The organism is Nostoc linckia z4, from assembly GCF_002608075.1.
Taxonomy (GTDB): domain Bacteria; phylum Cyanobacteriota; class Cyanobacteriia; order Cyanobacteriales; family Nostocaceae; genus Nostoc; species Nostoc linckia.
Genome location: NZ_LAHA01000065.1, coordinates 18,391 through 34,740, shown reverse-complemented (window position 1 = coordinate 34,740; position 16,350 = coordinate 18,391). Strand labels below are relative to the sequence as shown.

The following is a 16,350-nucleotide window of genomic DNA, read 5'->3' as shown; positions in this document are numbered from 1 at the left end:
GAAACCCCCAAGATCGGACTGCCGACGCTCCTGCGTCGCTACCGCTACGCTAACACCACAGCACTGGCTCCCCTGCTAACACAGTGATTGGTTATTTTTTTATTTGGAAGTCCCTTATTTTAAATCCCTACCAGGAATTGAAATTTAAAATTCGCTGAATCAAATCGGTTTCTACGATTGGTTTTAAGATATAGTCATCTGCCCCCGCTGTTAGGGCCCGGTACAGGGTATCAGCATCGGCATGAGCCGATAACAACAACACAGGTAGCCGACTCCAACGCGGATCGCTCTTGACTACCTGGCATAGTTCAATGCCGCTAAACCCAGGCATAGCGACATCCAGCAATAGCAGATCGGGAGTGGTGGCTTCCAAGTATTGCCAAAACTGGCTTGAATCTGCCAAGGTTGTGACCTGAAAACCCCACGGTTGCAGTTGGGCTTGTAAAAGGGACAACAATGCCGGATCGTCATCCACAATCAGCAGTCTGGCATTGATAGTGTCAATCCGGTGGAGGAGTTGGCTGACGGCTTGAAACACTTCGGTAGGAGTGGCAGGCTTTTGCAAAAAGGCGTTGGCTCCTAAACGGGTGACTTCTACGCGCTTGGTTAAATCGCCAAGTCCTGTCAGCACCAGCACAGGAATAGTGGGAAATTGGTGCTTCAACTGTGCCAGTAGGGTCAAGCCGCTTTCGGTGGTATTGGGAAAGGTAAGATCCAATATGATGGCATCGGGCGTGAGGTACTGAAGGCGTTGGCGGGCGAGAGTAAGGTCAGTGACGGTTTCCAGGTGAATGCTCCAGTTTGAGGCATTTGCCTGCATTTGCTCAATCAAGTCAGTATCATCATCAATCAACAAAACCACGCGATCGCTAGACTTCAGTACTGGAGTGGGCGCTGTTGTAGCAAAAGTAGGTAACTGCTGGATAACTTGCCTCAGTTGCCCAAGCAGCGATTTTAGTTGAACCGCTTCCTCTGATTGGACAGCAGGCGTTGGTGTTTTCAAGGTGCGTTCGATCTGGCGGGCAAGTTCTGCTGCTTGCGGCATACCAAATGCCCCCAAAGAGCCAATCAGCCGATGGGCGATGGTCTGGGCGAACTGCCGTCCGTCAGGGGTGAGACTATTAGTAGAGAGGTGGGCGATCGCCTCCTCCAGCTTTGCTAGTTGGCCCTGCAATCGCTCCTGATAATCCTGCCACATCTGCTGAATTGCCGCCACTGTCTCCGCCTCTGCATCATATCGATTTGCATTCAGCAGGTAGGATGAGGAAAACGCAGAGATGGGGAGATGCGGTGAACCAGCACCTTGGACTGAGCCGCTTTGCGGTGAAGAAGTCAGAGTCTTGGATGTCGCATTCTCCACTTGGGGAGCCACCCCTGTGGGCGGGTTTCCCGACTTGTTCGCGTAGCGTCTCGCAGAGAGGGGAGTGGCGTGAGATCCCAAGACCGGAGTGGCTCCATTTCCCGTCGAGTCCGTTAGCACAGCGTTAGCGACGTTAGGAGCATCACTTCCGAACCCAGAAGGCAAAGACTTGTGGCGACTGGTGGCCCCAAAGGGTAACGCGGAGAGCCTATCAAATATATTCCCCGTGTCCCCTTGTCCCCGTGTCTCCGTATCCCCGTGTCCTTGCTCCGACCCCTGCTCCCGCTCTTCTGGCACAGATTTCAGCCGATACCCCAGCCCATACAATGTTTCAATTGGATCGGAATTCAGCCCAGCCATCTGGAGTTTGCGCCGCAACCCGCGAATTTGAGTTGTTATAGCTTCTTCACCGGGACATTCATCAATCGAACAGATGCGATCGAGCAGAGTCCTTCGGTCAAAAATCCGCCGCGGATGTCGCAAAAATAGCTCCAGCAGTTTGTATTCTTTAGGCGTGAGATGTAAGCCTTTGCCTTGACAGATGACTTCGCAATTATTCGGATCGAGCTGCAACTGACCCCAGCAGAGTACTTTGGTTAATACTGTGCTGCCTCGTCGCAGTAATGCCCGAATCCGAGCTAGCAGTTCTGATAGCTCATAGGGTTTAGTAATAGAGTCATCTGCTCCTGCCTCAAAGCCTGCTATTCTATCTGCCGGATCAACCTTCCTTGTGAGCAGCAAAATAGGCTTTTGCTGATTCTGTGTCCTTAGTTGGCGACACAGACGAATTCCATTCTCATCGGGTAGCATAACATCTAGCACGATCAGGTCATACTCTGTTGCCTCAGCTAACTCTAGTGCCGATCGACTATCACTAACGGTATCAACTGTAAACTGCTGTGCTACCAAAGAAGTGGTGAGAGCAGCCGCCGTATCTCGATCATTCTCAACGATAAGCAGTTTCATAAAACCTATTTTTCACGCAATTGAGCCAAGTATTTCAAAGGCAACCCGAAGCAAGTTATGTTTTAGAGAATGGTTTTCACTAGTTTCTTTCGCGCAGTTTCATCTTTGAGACGGGCAAAGAATTCTCAAATTTACCTAATTAGGTAACAAGCATTTTAGTGAATAAAGCTTTACAAACCAAACTCTGGCTTCAATTGTGTAACCCAAGCTTTGATTCTTTCCTCTGTTAAATCGGATTGATTATCTTCATCAAGGGCAAGACCTACAAATTTACCATCACGAACAGCTTTAGACTCGCTGAATTCATAACCTTCTGTAGGCCAATAGCCAACTGTTTCAGCACCATTTTCTGAAATTTTTTCCTCTAGAATACCGAGTGCATCTTGAAATGTATCTGGATAACCAACCTGGTCTCCAGTACCAAAATAAGCAACTTTTTTGCCCGTGAAGTCAATGTTATCTAACTCATCATAAAAATCTTCCCAATCACTTTGCAATTCTCCAACATTCCAAGTAGGACAACCAACAATGATATAGTCGTAGTTATTAAAATCACTTGGTTCAGCTTGTGAAACATCATTTAACGTTACAACGCTATCACCACCAAATTCCTTCTGAATTATTTCTGATTCAGTTTGGGTATTGCCTGTTTGAGTACCAAAAAATAAACCAATTTTAGACATTTGTACTCCTTTTATAAATTTTCAAAATTATTTAAATCTACATAGTTATTAATAATTAGTTGTTAGTATCTTGGAATAAAATTTTAAGTGTAATAATTGTAAAAAGCATTGGTAAAGTAAATGTAACTTTTTTATTTTGCGTTATTTCAAAAATATTGAATTGTCTTGTGTTTGAAGTGCCTTGTGCTGTAATATATTCTTATATATTTTTCATTTATAAATAGGATTTCAAGTTAATGTAACAATTTTATATAAATAAAAATAAAAATTTTTAATCAAAATTACAATTAATTAATCTTAATAACACAAATAAGTATTAATCTGTAATGCAACTAAGCTTAAATAAATTAACATAAGGCTTCATCCATCCAATGGATTGAAAATAGTTTATGCCTAATGACGTAAATTCATATTGATTTCATTTGGGTATACTCATCTGATTTAGCTTGAACCGACAGAAGCCCCACGTCTCTCACTTCGTGCAGCGTGGGACGGCAGTTGCTTCAAGTCGGCAGAGCCGCCCAACGCACTGCCTCATGAATGGCGGGTGAGTTGACGACAGTACCCTGACCAATGCCGATAGGCGTTCGCGTAGCGTCTCGTAGAGAGGGAAGGGTACATGGAGAAAACTCACAATTGTTTTGTTACACTTTTTTATAGCAAACGTTGTTTACTCTAATATGCTAAGAGTCGTCAAGGTCAGGTTATATCCAGATATCCAACAGCAGCAGTCATTGGCGCAAGCTTTTGGCAGTTGTCGCTGGCTATGGAATTATTGCCTAAACTTGATGAATCAGACATATAAAGAAACTGGTAAGGGTTTGTCTGGATACGAAGTGAAAAAGATAATTCCTCAACTCAAAAAAGAGTATGAGTGGTTATCTTTAACTTATTCACAATGTTTGCAGCAGGTCTGTCTAAATCTAGGAGTAGCTTTTAATAACTTTTTTGAAAAACGAGCTAAATACCCTAGATTCAAATCTAAACATGGTAAACAGTCAATACAATATCCTCAAAACGTCAAAGTTGCTGATAATTGCGTAACAGTCCCAAAAATAGGAGATGTAACAGCAATTATCCATAGACCGATTGAGAGAAAAATAAAAACTGTAACTATATCCAAGAACTGCTCTAACCAATACTTTGCGGCTATTCTATTTGATGATGGTAAAGACAAGCCTTCCGTAAACACAGATGGCAAGGCAATAGGTATTGATTTGGGGTTAACTCACTTTGCTGTTACCAGCGATGAGTCTAAATTTGATAATCCTAGAATACTAACTAAGCATGACAAGAATTTAAAACTCAAACAGCAGCAGTTATCTAGAAAACAGAAAGGTTCTAATAACCGTGTCAAAGCTAGAAAAAAAGTTGCTAGAGTTCATAGAAAAATAACTAACTGCCGTGAGGATTTTCTACATAAGCTATCCCGTAGGATAGTTAACGAAAACCAAGTTATTGTTGTGGAAAATCTTAATGTTAAAGGCATGATGCAAAACCATAAACTAGCTAAATCCATCCATCAAGTTGGATGGGGAATGTTTTGCACAATGTTGAAATACAAGGCAGAAATGGCAGGGAAAATATATCAGGAAGTTGATAGATTCTTCCCCAGTTCAAAAACCTGTCATGTGTGCTTGAATCAAGTTGGTAGTTTACCTCTAGACGTAAGATTCTGGACTTGCGAAAACTGCCATACAAAACATGATCGGGATGTGAATGCTGCTATTAACCTCAGAGATGAGGGACTACGGATTTTGACACGCCAGTCGCCTCAAGTCGGGAAACCCGCCCACGGCGCTGGCTCCTCTGGAACGGGGGATAAAGCCTGTCGTCCAGATGTAAGTCGCAGTAAGGGAGGACGTAAGAAATCCACTACTGCGCTTTCTGTTGGACAGGAAGCCTACACTGACCTGAAGGTACAGTGTAGGTAGTTCACGCGCTTAACCATTGTTAATTTTGGTATTTGACAAAAAAGCGGAAGTAGCCCCCGCCCATTTTTCGATGCCGTTCCATCTATTTACTGAGTCTACAGCAGCAAGTCAAAAATGCTGAAGGCGCGCTCCCACTGTATCGTCTGGGGGTTCTTGAGATCGGGATCGATGATCTTGAAGGTGCGGGCAAGTGCCACACTAAGTCCACCCACGATGTCTGGAAGCCGTGCCTCGGTCTCTTTACTGTAGTCCAGGTCGAGCAGTGGCCGCGTCGTCATGTAATCCAGTATGGGCTTTAGCTCAATCTCCTCGTTGATCTCCTTGAAGTTGTGAATTCTCTCCTCCAGTCCCTTTGTAATAGGTACATCAAAAGGTTCGATGATGTCGCGCCCGTTCGCCTTCGCCGTAGCCTGGCCACGAAGGAGAAGATCGTAGGTTTTATGATTAACGAAGTCGCTATAACGCTTAAGGTCGTTCTTGTCCACGTCTAGACCTGCCACAGTGCGGAAGAAGCGCTCGAACTTAGAAATACTGATTACTGACATGATTTAAATCCTCTTTGAGAACATTAAACAACCTCAGTGTTTAACGGTTGAATTGAGCAGATGCTAATAACCTTGAACTTAGTACTGGCGGCTCTCTTCAGTCCGCTCCAATGAGGTTTTATTTCAATACAGTTCGGTTAATAGTAGCCGCACCCTTTAGCCTGTGAGCTAAATCTCACAATCAATCACATTTGCGGTGCTTTGCAACTCAGCCGATATCTGCAACTATCAGTACATCCCACCATCGTACTCAATTAAGCTGAACCTTAACAGAAATTCTTGCACGCCCGGTTTTTGCCATACAACTGTTTTGCAACTTCCATGATTTCCTCAGAAAGTCCTTAGATTTTTTGGTTAAGGTAATAAGCACTGAGCACTACCAATCAATATTTTTGACAAAAAAGGTAGGAGACATACTGCGGGGTACAGAAGAAAGATGACAAAAACTTTAGTTGTGGGTTTAAAGCCCACTCACTAATGTACCTACTGCCTCCTGCCTTCTCAACAGGAGAATAGCCTATGGCAGCCGTATCGCTGAGTATTTCGACAGTAAAACCATTGGGCGATCGCATCTTTATTAAGGTCGCGCAAGCGGAAGAAAAAACTGCTGGGGGAATTTTATTGCCCGACACCGCCAAAGAAAAGCCACAGATTGGAGAAGTAGTGCAAGTCGGCCCGGGGAAGCGTAATGAGGATGGATCTCGTCAGCCAATGGAAGTGAAAATTGGCGAGCGAGTTCTCTATTCCAGATATGCCGGAACCGACATTAAACTCGGTAGCGAAGAATACGTGTTGTTGTCTGAAAAAGATGTCCTGGCGCTCGTGGAGTAAGCAGCTTTCAAAGGGACTGAGTATTGGGGAAAAGAGAGCAGGGGGAGCAGGGGGAGATAAAACTCCTAACCCTTGTACAGATTGTACAGACGCGATTTATCGCGTCTCTATTTGGCACTACTGAAATCAGCACTACTGAAAACATCCTAATTAAAATTAACAAGGACAACATTTCTATGGCAAAGACAATTCTGTACAAGGACACGGCCCGTTGGACATTGGAAAAAGGCTTTGACGCTCTGACCGAAGCCGTCGCTGTCACCCTCGGTCCCAAAGGGCGGAATATAGTTTTGGAGAAAAAATTTGGCGCTCCTCAAATCGTCAATGATGGAGTAACTATTGCCAAAGAAATTGAACTAGAAGATCCTACTGAGAATACCGGGATTTCCTTGCTACGTCAAGCAGCCTCCAAGACAAACGATGTCGCGGGTGACGGAACCACCACTGCAATTGTGCTGGCTCACACGATGCTTAAAGAAGGGCTACGCAACATTACGGCTGGTGCCGATCCCCTGACGGTGAAACGGGGGATTGATAAAGCTACGGAATTCGTCATCGAAAAAATTAAAGAACACGCCCGTCCAATTAAAGATTCTAGGGACATTGAGCAGGTTGCAACCATTTCAGCGGGTAATGACCCCGAAGTAGGTCGGATTGTGGCTGAGGCGATGGAAAGAGTGGGCAAAGAAGGTGTAATCTCTCTAGAAGAAGGCAGATCCACAACGACCGAACTGGAAGTCACTGAAGGAATGCGCTTTGATAGAGGCTACATTTCGCCTTACTTTGTGACCGATCCTGAGCGAATGGAGGCAGTACTGGAAGAACCCCACATTTTAATCACCGATCGCAAGATTACAATGGTTCAAGATTTAGTGCCGATTCTGGAGCAAATTGCTCGCACGGGCAAACCCCTACTAATCATTGCGGATGACATTGAAAAAGAAGCCTTGGCAACTTTAGTTGTCAACCATTTGCGCGGTGTGCTGCGAGTCGCGGCGGTGAAGGCTCCCGGCTTTGGCGCTCAACGTAAAGCCATGCTGGAAGACATCGCGGCGCTCACAGGTGGTCAGGTGATTAGCGAAGATACGGGCTTGAAGCTAGAAAATGTCAGGTTAGAAATGCTTGGTAGAGCAAGGCGAGCGATCGTTACCAAAGACGACACAACCATCGTGGCAGAAGGCAACGAAGAAGCTGTCAAAGCTCGCATCGAACAAATTCGTCGCCAAATCCAAGAAGTTGAATCCTCCTACGATAAGGAAAAACTGCAACAACGGCTGGCGAAACTGGTAGGTGGTGTCGCGGTGATTAAGGTCGGTGCTGCCACCGAAACTGAACTCAAAGACCGTAAGCTACGTCTAGAAGATGCAATTAATGCCACCAAAGCCGCAGTTGAAGAAGGAATTGTGCCCGGTGGCGGTACAACAATAGCACACATAGCTCCCCAGCTTGAGGAATGGGCAAAGAGCCAAATGAAGGATGAAGAGTTGACGGGCACAATGATTGTGGCTCGCGCCCTTTATGCTCCACTACGTCGCATTGCTGATAATGCTGGTGCTAATGGTGCAGTGATTGTGGAGCGCGTCCGTGAACTGCCCTTTGATGAGGGATACGATGCCGTTGCTAATAAATTTGTGAATATGTTCGAGGCGGGCATTGTCGATCCAGCGAAGGTGACTCGTAGTGCTTTGCAGAATGCTGCATCTATTGGTGGTATGGTGCTGACCACTGAGGGTGTTGTGGTAGAAAAACCTGACAAGCAGGCGAAAGCGCCAGCTGGTGTCGGCCCTGGCCCTGGCGAAGGCTTCGATTATTGAGGAGACTGGGTATTGGGGAGCCAGTCGTGTGCAAAGAGAAGTGCGGTCTTTGGGAGACACTGCGTTGCGGAGCCAGTCGCGTGGGCGGGTTTCCCGACTTGAGCGAACTGGCGTGACTAAGAAAGGTTAAAGGGAAGTTATTTGTTTTTCCCCTTACAATTTTGCCTTGTCCCAATCCCCAATCATCATAATTTCCTCAGAAAGCCCTTAGATTTCTTCTTTATAGTGTCAACAGAGTTCAGCACTGGCATAGCAACGCTGTTTCAGCGACTGACAAAACCCAGTCTAATGCAGAATTCTAAACACCCAAGTATAGATCATCAGGAGACTTAAATTTATGGCACTCGTTCGTTGGGAACCTTTCCGAGAAGTTGAAAGTTTGCAGCGGCAGTTAAACCGCTTGTTTGATGAAATAGCACCGACAGGTCGTAGAGAAGAGGAAGGCATTGCCTTTATTCCCTCCGCAGAGATTCAAGAAACCCCCGATGCGGTTCATCTCAAGGTAGAAATTCCCGGTGTAGACCCCAAAGACCTAGATGTGCAGGTATCGCCAGAGGCAGTATCTATTTCCGGTGAGCGCAAGTCAGAAATCAAAACGGAAGAAAGAGGCATCACCCGCACCGAATTCCGCTATGGCAGGTTTCAGCGCGTAATTCCGTTGCCTACCCGTGTCCAGCACGATCAGGTGCAAGCAGAATACAAAGATGGCATTCTCAAGCTGAGGCTGCCCAAGGCTGAAGAAGATAGGAACAAGGTTGTGAAAGTAAACTTAGGTGACGGGCACAGGGGCAACGGGCAAGGACAGTGACGCAATGTTTTCCAAAGCACTCCCTTAAGAGCAAGAGGTGACAACATGATCACAACAGCAATGGGCGAACTTAGCCTCCCAGTTAGCGATCGCGACCATATCCGAGGGCCAAAAAACGCACCCGTCACCCTCGTGGAATACGGCGACTATGAGTGTCCCTATTGCGGTCGCGCCCATTTCATCGTCAAAGAACTCCAGCAGTTGACCGGGGATCTCATGCGCTTTGTCTACCGCCACTTCCCGTTAACTAACCTGCATCCCCACGCTGAGCAGGCAGCAGAAGCAGCAGAGGCAGCTGGGGCGCAAGGTAAGTTCTGGGAGATGCACGACCATCTCTTTGAACATCAACAGGCGCTCGATCGCAAACATCTAATAGAATATGCCGCTAACCTCGGTCTTAATGTGCCTCGGTTTAGTCACGAACTCGCCGAGCACGCCCACGTAGCCAAGATACGCGAAGACTTACTCAGCGGAATCCAGAGCGGGGTCAACGGCACGCCGACTTTTTTCATCAACGGTGTGCGCCACGATGGCTCTTACGACCTCCGCTCATTGTTAGCCGCGATTGAAAACGCAGCCGAATCCTGAGTGCTAAGGAGCCAGAGGGCAGAAGGTTCAAGGATAGATTCTACCCCCTGCCAAGAGGTCACAAGCCCACGCCAGTTTGCTCAAGTCGGGAAATTCTTACTTTCAGAAGCCGTTGTTAAATCCCCTAAATTTATTTATGGGGATTCCCCTTCTGCCACGCCAGGTGCTATAAGCGGGGTTCCCCCGCCACCGCACTGGCTCCTCTGCCTCCTGCCCTCTGCCTTCTTAATACCATTTATTCAACTTGTCCTGAATCCAAACTCTCAATTTTTTATCTCAATCTTTGAAGGAGGTTGCTAACGATGGCAAAAATCGTTGGTATTGATTTAGGAACTACAAATTCCTGTATAGCTGTAATAGAGGGCGGACAACCCGTCGTCATTCCGAACACAGAAGGCGGTCGCACAACTCCGTCTGTGGTTGCCTACACCAAGAAGGGCGAAAAACTTGTCGGGCAAATTGCCAAGCGCCAGGGTGTAATGAACCCAGAAAACACTTTTTATTCTGTGAAGCGGTTCATCGGGCGCAGGTATGATGAAGTCACCCAAGAGGCAAAACAAGTTACTTACAAAGTGGTACGTGACAGTAATGGCAACGTCAAGCTACACTGTCCCGCTCTGAACAAGGAATTTTCACCGGAAGAAATCTCGGCTGAGGTAGTCCGCAAGCTGATAGATGATGCCAGCACATATCTGGGGGAACCAGTGAGGCAAGCGGTAATTACCACCCCTGCCTATTTCAATGACTCTCAGAGGCAGGCCACCAAAGATGCCGGTAGAATTGCCGGGATTGAAGTTCTGCGAATTATCAACGAGCCAACGGCGGCTGCCCTCGCCTACGGACTTGACAAGAAAACTAACGAAACTATCTTGGTATTTGACTTAGGCGGTGGGACGTTTGATGTATCTATCCTAGAAGTGGGTGATGGTGTGTTTGAAGTGAAAGCTACCAGTGGCGACACCCACTTGGGCGGTGATGACTTTGATAAGAGAATCGTAGACTGGCTAGCAACCGAATTCCAGCGTAACGAAGGCATCGACCTCCGTAAAGACAAACAAGCTCTGCAACGCCTCACCGAAGCAGCAGAAAAAGCCAAAATTGAACTGTCAAGCGCAACACAGACGAACATTAACTTACCTTTTATTACTGCAACCCCGGAAGGCCCGAAACATCTAGATATGACCTTAACGCGGGTACAGTTCGAGCAAATGTGCGCCGACTTGTTCGATCGCAGCCGCATTCCTGTCGAACAAGCTCTGCGCGATGCAAAACTGAGTCCCGCAGATATTGACGAAGTAATCCTAGTGGGTGGTGCAACTCGAATGCCGGCTGTCCAGCAACTGGTACGGCAGATAATAGGCAAAGACCCACACCAGGGTGTCAACCCGGATGAAGTCGTAGCAGTGGGTGCAGCGATTCAGGCGGGTGTGCTTGGGGGTGAGGTAAAAGACGTACTGCTCCTAGATGTCACGCCGTTGTCGCTGGGTGTTGAAACTCTAGGTGGTGTGACGACCAAGATTATTCCGCGCAATACCACTGTCCCAGTGAAGAAGTCTGAGGTGTTCTCAACGGCGGCTGACGCACAAACAAATGTAGAAATCCATGTTCTGCAAGGTGAACGCGAAATGGCATCCGACAACAAGAGCCTGGGAACCTTCCGACTAGATGGGATTCCTCCAGCTCCCAGAGGTATGCCACAGATTGAAGTTACTTTTGACATTGATGCTAACGGGATTCTGTCAGCAACTGCCAAAGAAAAAGCCACAGGTAAAGAACAGTCCATTAGCATCACAGGTGCGTCTACCCTCGACAAATCTGAAGTCGAGCGGATGGTGAAAGAAGCCGAGCGCAATGCGGAAGAAGACCGTAGGCGGCGCGAACAAATCGATACCAAAAATATGGCAGATTCCGTTGCCTATCAAGCCGAGAAACAACTTCAGGATTTGGGCGACAAAGTGCCAGCAGCAGACAAGTCCCGTGTGGAAGGCTTAATTCGAGACTTGCGTCAGGCAATTGAGCAGAACAACATCGATCGCATGAAGTCCCTCACCAACGAAATTCAACAAGCCCTGATGCAAATCGGCACTGCGGTCTACTCACAAGCAGGTGCATCTCCAGATGGCGGTACCTCCCCAGACGGACAACGCAGTGGTGAAGATGTCATTGATGCAGACTTTGTGGAACAAAAGTAACAAGACGCAGCGAGCAGTCCGTTGCTCTGGTTCTCAGAGTTAAAGGAACTGCTTTAGCGAGCCTGCGTGCGTCACCCTCTGGGTGACGCAGTGAAATTATCAAATACTCTCTTCCTATCCCCGCTTCCTTAAATCTGCACCACATTTCGTGATGTTATCTAGTTTTTTAATTTGGAGTAATTTTTATGACTTCTACATCTGAAAAAACCGCCCTCAAAAGTGTCTCTGCTATCTTCAAAGATGAGAAGAAGATGCAAGAAGTGGTGGAGCGTCTAATCGATCGCGGCGTTCTCAAAGATAACATTTCGATTATTGGTCGCGACTTCCACGCCGAAACTCGCATCTCCGGATTTGTGACTAAACAAGATGTGATCTTGGATGGACTCGCCACCGGAGCGATTTTTGGATCGCTGTTTGGTTCTCTATTGGCTTTACTTACGGGCGTGGGTGTGTTGTTCATTCCCTTTTTGGGAACCGTAGTAGCAGCAGGCCCTTTGGGAGCAGCATTATTAGGAGCGGCAGGCGGTGCTTTATATGGTTCCTTGGGAGCAGGCATTGGATCTGCCTTAATCGCAATGGGTATGCCGGAGGACAAAGCTACTATTTACGAAACACGCCTGAAAGCAGGTGAGTTTTTACTGGTCGCGGAAGTGCCACAAGAACAAGCAGACGAAGTTGTCTCACTGTTAGAAAGTGCGGGTGCGGAAGAAGTCGCTATCACTGACATGAAGATTCCCCGTCAACCAAAAGGTGAACTGGCAGATAATGAGCAGATTTCACCAGAAATTAGAGCAAATCTGTCGGACGACGCGCAAAAAACTTTTGTTGATACCTACAATCGATCGTTCAGAGAAGCCAATGGAAAAGATAATGCCTTGACGAAGGCTTGGGATCGGGTCAAACAGGTGTTCGATCGCGACGAAAAAGGCACTTATTCCAAGTCTAAAGTCAGATCGTAAATTTCCAGAGTTGCGATCGCCTACGGTGGGGCGTAGCCCATCGCGACGAAAAAGGCACTTATTCCAGTCACAAAACAACGTGACATCCTCCCGACGCTGACCCTACGGGTACAGCGCGGGCTTCCCAACCTCGCAGTTAGGCATTCCTGCCCCACGCCACTTATCTAGGTCATAGACCCCCGACAGACCGACGATTTGACAGGCACTTTCGTTTCGCCAGAGTCCCTGGCTACTTACTTGTTCTAGTCCACGATGCAATACTATCTCTGCTGCGGCATGGTCACGATGAGTCCGATACCCACACTCAGGACAATGATGCTCTCTGATCTCCAACTCTTTGCCAACAGTCACAAGGCAGTTAGGGCAGGTTTGGCTGGTGCCATTGGGGTTGACCTTAGCAAAGTACACGCCACGCTTCCAACAAACCCATTCTGTCAGAGACAAGAACTGTCCAAAAGCAGCATCCACACAATCTTTTCGCAGCATTCCCCGCGTCAATCCTTTGACATTGAGGTCTTCTGCAAAGATGGTCTGCGCTTGGTCGCAAAGCTTGTGAGCCGTTTTCAGGTGAAAGTCTTTGCGACGGTTCACAATCCGATGGTGCATTCTGGCAACTTCGATTTGCGCCTTCTCCCAGTTTTGAGAACCCTTCTGTTTTCTCGCCGCTCTGCGTTGCAGCAATTTCAGCTTGCGTTGCACGAAAGTGAAAAACTTGGGACGCTCTTGGAAACTGCCATCCGAAGCCGTCAAGAATCGCTCCAATCCGAGGTCAATTCCAATCGCTCGACCGTGAACCGGAGCATCGGGAACCGACACACTCGATTCAATGGTGACAACTACGTACCATTGCGTTCCTCGCACCCTGGACAGTACCCGCACCTGTTTCACCTTAAACCCGTCAGGGATGGGGCGATGCAAATTGATGGGAACTTCCCCGATTTTCGGCAGCCTGATAGTGAAGCCATTGACAGGATTGTCTTTGAACTGAGGAAAGACAAAGGACTTGTATTGACCAAACTTTTTGAAACGCGGGAACCCATGCCCACGCTTCTGAAAAGCCTCCCAGGTATCATGCAGTCTGCGAATCGTAGTCTGCAACACCTGAGAATGCACTTTACCCAAATGCGGGAATTGCTTCTTAGCTTTGGGCAGGTTGTTTTGCTGACGATGGTAAGACGGGAACGGCTCATTGGCAGGAATGATGTATTCCTTCTCCAACGAACATCGGTCTATCGGACACTTACGCGAAGCGATCCAGTCCTTGAGTTCGCGCAAAGCGTAGTTATACACGCCTCTGCACGTCTCCAACCATTCCAGCAGTTCGGCTTGCTGGATGGCAGATGGATAGATTCGGTAGGTGTAGTTCATTGTCAGCATAGCTATAGTTTACCAGTAGCTATAGCTACTGGTAAATGCTTGCCTCATCCCCATCGAGGGGAATCGACTTTTCAAGGGGAGTCCATGTATCCCGACGCTGACCTTCAGCTTCCTAGCGGGACTTATAGCCCCCCGAACCCCCCATTAGGTTAACAAATCAGGAGAATAATTATGAACGCCCAAACATCGAATCCACAAGATAATCGCGATCGGCAAGAAGATGCTCGTAATCAGCAAGAGATTGACAACGAGAGACAAAAGGCAACAGATGAAGCTCAAAGATGCATAGATCAAGAAGCAGTTTCCGCGCTCAAAGAAACTCGAAATGCAATTAATGCCATTGACCAGGGAAATACTCAAGAAGCACTTCAAGCTTTAGAACGAGCAACAGGAAAACTTGAAATTCTAGTAGCACGATACCCTGAACTGGGTTTTGTTCCTGTGTCGGCTCAAGTAAATATAATCGATCTTGCCCCTGACGATTCTAATGAGATTGAGCGAATTCGTAATCAAATTAAGAGTACTGTGAATGGGGACGATTTTCGTACTGCTCGTCAACTGTTGAACAGCCTGGTGAGTGAGATTCGCACAACAATCTTTAATCTGCCACTAGAGACATATCCTGATGCCATGAAGGAAGCAGCCCGGTTGTTGAACGAAGGTAAAACCGATGAAGCCAAAACGGTGCTGCAACTTGCCCTCTCAACCCTAGTGGTGACAGAAGTTGCTCGACCCCTACCGCTGCTTAGAGCCGATATTGACATAATGAGTGCAATTGCCATAGCAGACAGCGATCGCGAAAGAACGCTGAGGTTGCTGGAAGATGCTCGCTACCATCTCAGGTTGACTCAACAACTGGGCTATGCCAAAGGCGATCCTGAGTATGCAGAACTTGAGCAGGCAATCCACGATATCGAGCGGCAAGTTAGGGCAAACGAGAGAACCGCAGACCCATTGAGTCGGCTCCTGGAAAAATTCTCTAGTTTCTTCAAACGTATATCCGGAACCGCCCCCGCCCAACCAGCTTGATGAAGGCAGAAGGTGAGAAGAGGATAGGGGGATAGGGAGAATCAATGCTCCGCTCCTTTGCCCCCCTGCCCCTCTGCTCCCCTGCTTCCCTGCCCCTCCGCCCCCTACCTTCTTCAATCCAGGTGCAAAACAAGTTAATAAACCAGGAGAACGATCGTGAACCAATATCACAGATTCTTTAGAAGGCTGCAAGTCCTGTTAGTGGGTATTCTTTTCTCCTCGCTTTTATTCATCGCTCCCGTTCATGCAGTTAGCTCTGCTGCGGTATCTCCTGAAAGATTGAATCAGCTTGATACTAGTCTTCAGCAGGAGATTGAAAAGGAGAGACAACAGGCAACAGCTGAGGCTGAAAGTAAGCTGGATCGAGAAGCGATCGCTGCAATCGAAGAAACTAAAAAAGCGATCGCTGCCATTGAGCGGGGAAAGACTCAAGAAGCAATTGCTGCCCTAGAACGAGCAACTGGAAAAATTGACATACTGGTGGCACAATACCCTAAACTAGCTCTAATTCCGGTGGCGACTGAGGTAGCGATAATCGATTTTGCCCCTCAGGACTTTAATTTGGTTGACCGAATTCGCAAACAAGTTAAGTCTGCTGTAAATGCAGAAGATTTTCCGGCGGCTCGCGAACTGTTGAACAACCTGATGAGCGAGATTCGCACAGCCATCGTCAATCTGCCATTAGAGAGATATCCAGATGCAACAAAGCAGGCAGCTCGGTTGTTGAACGAAGGCAAAATTGATGAAGCCAAAGGCGTGCTGCAACTTGCGCTCTCAACTTTAGTGGTCACAGAACAAGCTCGACCCCTGCCGCTAGTCAAAGCCCATACCGATCTAGTGACTGCGGTTACTTTAGCACAGAAGGATCGTGACGCAGCACAGAGGTTGCTAGAAGATGCTCGTACCCAACTCAAGTTAGCTCAAGAACTAGGATATGCCAGAGGCGATCGCGAGTATGCAGCATTTGACAAAGCAATTAAAAATCTAGAGCGGCAAGTTAAGGCACGTGAGAACACAGCAGGCGCATTTGCCAAGCTTCAAGAACAATTCTCTAGTTTCTTCAACCGAGTATCCGAAGTCGTCAAACCAGGTGATTCCTCAAATAGGGCAGAAGCCAGGAGACGCGATTAATGAGCCAGCGCGTTGCGGTGAGGGAGTCGCAATCTTGGCGGTTCCCGTCGATTGCGAACTCCCGAACCCGAAGGGGGGTTCCCACGGCAGTCCGTTCAAGTCGGGAAACCCGCCCACACGGCTGCCTCCCCGT

The 16,350-nt window shown here is 47.5% G+C and carries 13 protein-coding genes; 9 read left to right on the top strand and 4 right to left on the bottom strand.

The window, feature by feature from the left end:
- Nucleotides 1-127 precede the first annotated feature (127 nt).
- Together VF06_RS32505 and fldA are read right to left on the bottom strand one after the other, a co-directional pair.
- Nucleotides 128-2,326: a response regulator gene (locus tag VF06_RS32505; protein ID WP_099070170.1), complete on the bottom strand. Its 2,199-nt coding sequence runs from the start codon at nucleotides 2,324-2,326 to the stop codon at nucleotides 128-130.
- Nucleotides 2,327-2,496: 170 nt separating this feature from the next.
- Nucleotides 2,497-3,009, bottom strand: a complete 513-nt coding sequence (gene fldA / locus VF06_RS32500; protein ID WP_099070171.1) for a flavodoxin FldA — start codon at nucleotides 3,007-3,009, stop codon at nucleotides 2,497-2,499.
- Nucleotides 3,010-3,689: 680 nt separating this feature from the next.
- Between fldA and VF06_RS32495 the strand changes: the two genes are divergently transcribed.
- A complete protein-coding gene (locus tag VF06_RS32495) occupies nucleotides 3,690-4,943 on the top strand; it encodes an RNA-guided endonuclease InsQ/TnpB family protein (RefSeq protein WP_099070172.1) in 1,254 nt (417 codons plus the stop codon).
- Between the two features lie 95 nt (nucleotides 4,944-5,038).
- On the opposite strand, the gene VF06_RS32490 is transcribed toward VF06_RS32495, so the two are convergent.
- Nucleotides 5,039-5,488 (bottom strand): DUF1931 family protein, encoded by a 450-nt coding sequence (locus VF06_RS32490; RefSeq protein WP_099070173.1) that lies wholly within the window; start codon nucleotides 5,486-5,488, stop codon nucleotides 5,039-5,041.
- 519 nt (nucleotides 5,489-6,007) lie between these two features.
- On the opposite strand from VF06_RS32490, the gene groES reads away from it, so the two are divergent.
- From groES to VF06_RS32455, 6 genes are all read left to right on the top strand, one after another.
- On the top strand, nucleotides 6,008-6,319 hold the full coding sequence (gene groES / locus VF06_RS32485; RefSeq protein WP_099070174.1) for a co-chaperone GroES: 312 nt from the start codon (nucleotides 6,008-6,010) through the stop codon (nucleotides 6,317-6,319).
- A 176-nt stretch (nucleotides 6,320-6,495) separates the two neighbouring features.
- Nucleotides 6,496-8,133: a chaperonin GroEL gene (gene groL, locus VF06_RS32480; protein WP_099070175.1), complete on the top strand. Its 1,638-nt coding sequence runs from the start codon at nucleotides 6,496-6,498 to the stop codon at nucleotides 8,131-8,133.
- 337 nt (nucleotides 8,134-8,470) lie between these two features.
- Complete coding sequence (locus VF06_RS32475) at nucleotides 8,471-8,941, top strand: Hsp20/alpha crystallin family protein (RefSeq protein ID WP_011316759.1); 471 nt, start codon at nucleotides 8,471-8,473, stop codon at nucleotides 8,939-8,941.
- A gap of 45 nt (nucleotides 8,942-8,986) precedes the next feature.
- Complete coding sequence (locus tag VF06_RS32470; RefSeq protein WP_099070176.1) at nucleotides 8,987-9,529, top strand: DsbA family protein; 543 nt, start codon at nucleotides 8,987-8,989, stop codon at nucleotides 9,527-9,529.
- 302 nt (nucleotides 9,530-9,831) lie between these two features.
- A complete protein-coding gene (dnaK, locus tag VF06_RS32460) occupies nucleotides 9,832-11,721 on the top strand; it encodes a molecular chaperone DnaK (RefSeq protein ID WP_099070178.1) in 1,890 nt (629 codons plus the stop codon).
- Nucleotides 11,722-11,906: 185 nt separating this feature from the next.
- Nucleotides 11,907-12,680 carry a ChaB family protein gene (locus VF06_RS32455; protein ID WP_099070179.1) on the top strand — a complete coding sequence of 258 codons (774 nt, stop codon included), beginning with the start codon at nucleotides 11,907-11,909 and terminating at the stop codon, nucleotides 12,678-12,680.
- A gap of 102 nt (nucleotides 12,681-12,782) precedes the next feature.
- Here the strand turns inward: VF06_RS32455 and VF06_RS32450 are convergent, their stop codons facing one another.
- Nucleotides 12,783-14,048, bottom strand: a complete 1,266-nt coding sequence (locus VF06_RS32450; protein WP_099070197.1) for an RNA-guided endonuclease InsQ/TnpB family protein — start codon at nucleotides 14,046-14,048, stop codon at nucleotides 12,783-12,785.
- Between the two features lie 180 nt (nucleotides 14,049-14,228).
- Here VF06_RS32450 and VF06_RS32445 point away from each other — a divergent pair, with 180 nt between their 5' ends.
- Together VF06_RS32445 and VF06_RS32440 are read left to right on the top strand one after the other, a co-directional pair.
- Complete coding sequence (locus VF06_RS32445) at nucleotides 14,229-15,086, top strand: YfdX family protein (protein ID WP_099070180.1); 858 nt, start codon at nucleotides 14,229-14,231, stop codon at nucleotides 15,084-15,086.
- Nucleotides 15,087-15,242: 156 nt separating this feature from the next.
- Nucleotides 15,243-16,217: a YfdX family protein gene (locus VF06_RS32440; RefSeq protein WP_099070181.1), complete on the top strand. Its 975-nt coding sequence runs from the start codon at nucleotides 15,243-15,245 to the stop codon at nucleotides 16,215-16,217.
- The last annotated feature ends 133 nt before the right edge of the window (nucleotides 16,218-16,350 follow it).

Coding starts and splice junctions, on each gene's coding strand:
- VF06_RS32495 (WP_099070172.1), top strand. CDS start 3,690: ATGCTAAGAGTCGTCAAGGTCAGGTTATATCCAGATATCCAACAGCAG.
- VF06_RS32445 (WP_099070180.1), top strand. CDS start 14,229: ATGAACGCCCAAACATCGAATCCACAAGATAATCGCGATCGGCAAGAA.
- fldA (WP_099070171.1), bottom strand. CDS start 3,009: ATGTCTAAAATTGGTTTATTTTTTGGTACTCAAACAGGCAATACCCAA.
- dnaK (WP_099070178.1), top strand. CDS start 9,832: ATGGCAAAAATCGTTGGTATTGATTTAGGAACTACAAATTCCTGTATA.
- groES (WP_099070174.1), top strand. CDS start 6,008: ATGGCAGCCGTATCGCTGAGTATTTCGACAGTAAAACCATTGGGCGAT.
- VF06_RS32450 (WP_099070197.1), bottom strand. CDS start 14,048: ATGAACTACACCTACCGAATCTATCCATCTGCCATCCAGCAAGCCGAA.
- groL (WP_099070175.1), top strand. CDS start 6,496: ATGGCAAAGACAATTCTGTACAAGGACACGGCCCGTTGGACATTGGAA.
- VF06_RS32470 (WP_099070176.1), top strand. CDS start 8,987: ATGATCACAACAGCAATGGGCGAACTTAGCCTCCCAGTTAGCGATCGC.
- VF06_RS32455 (WP_099070179.1), top strand. CDS start 11,907: ATGACTTCTACATCTGAAAAAACCGCCCTCAAAAGTGTCTCTGCTATC.
- VF06_RS32505 (WP_099070170.1), bottom strand. CDS start 2,326: ATGAAACTGCTTATCGTTGAGAATGATCGAGATACGGCGGCTGCTCTC.
- VF06_RS32490 (WP_099070173.1), bottom strand. CDS start 5,488: ATGTCAGTAATCAGTATTTCTAAGTTCGAGCGCTTCTTCCGCACTGTG.
- VF06_RS32475 (WP_011316759.1), top strand. CDS start 8,471: ATGGCACTCGTTCGTTGGGAACCTTTCCGAGAAGTTGAAAGTTTGCAG.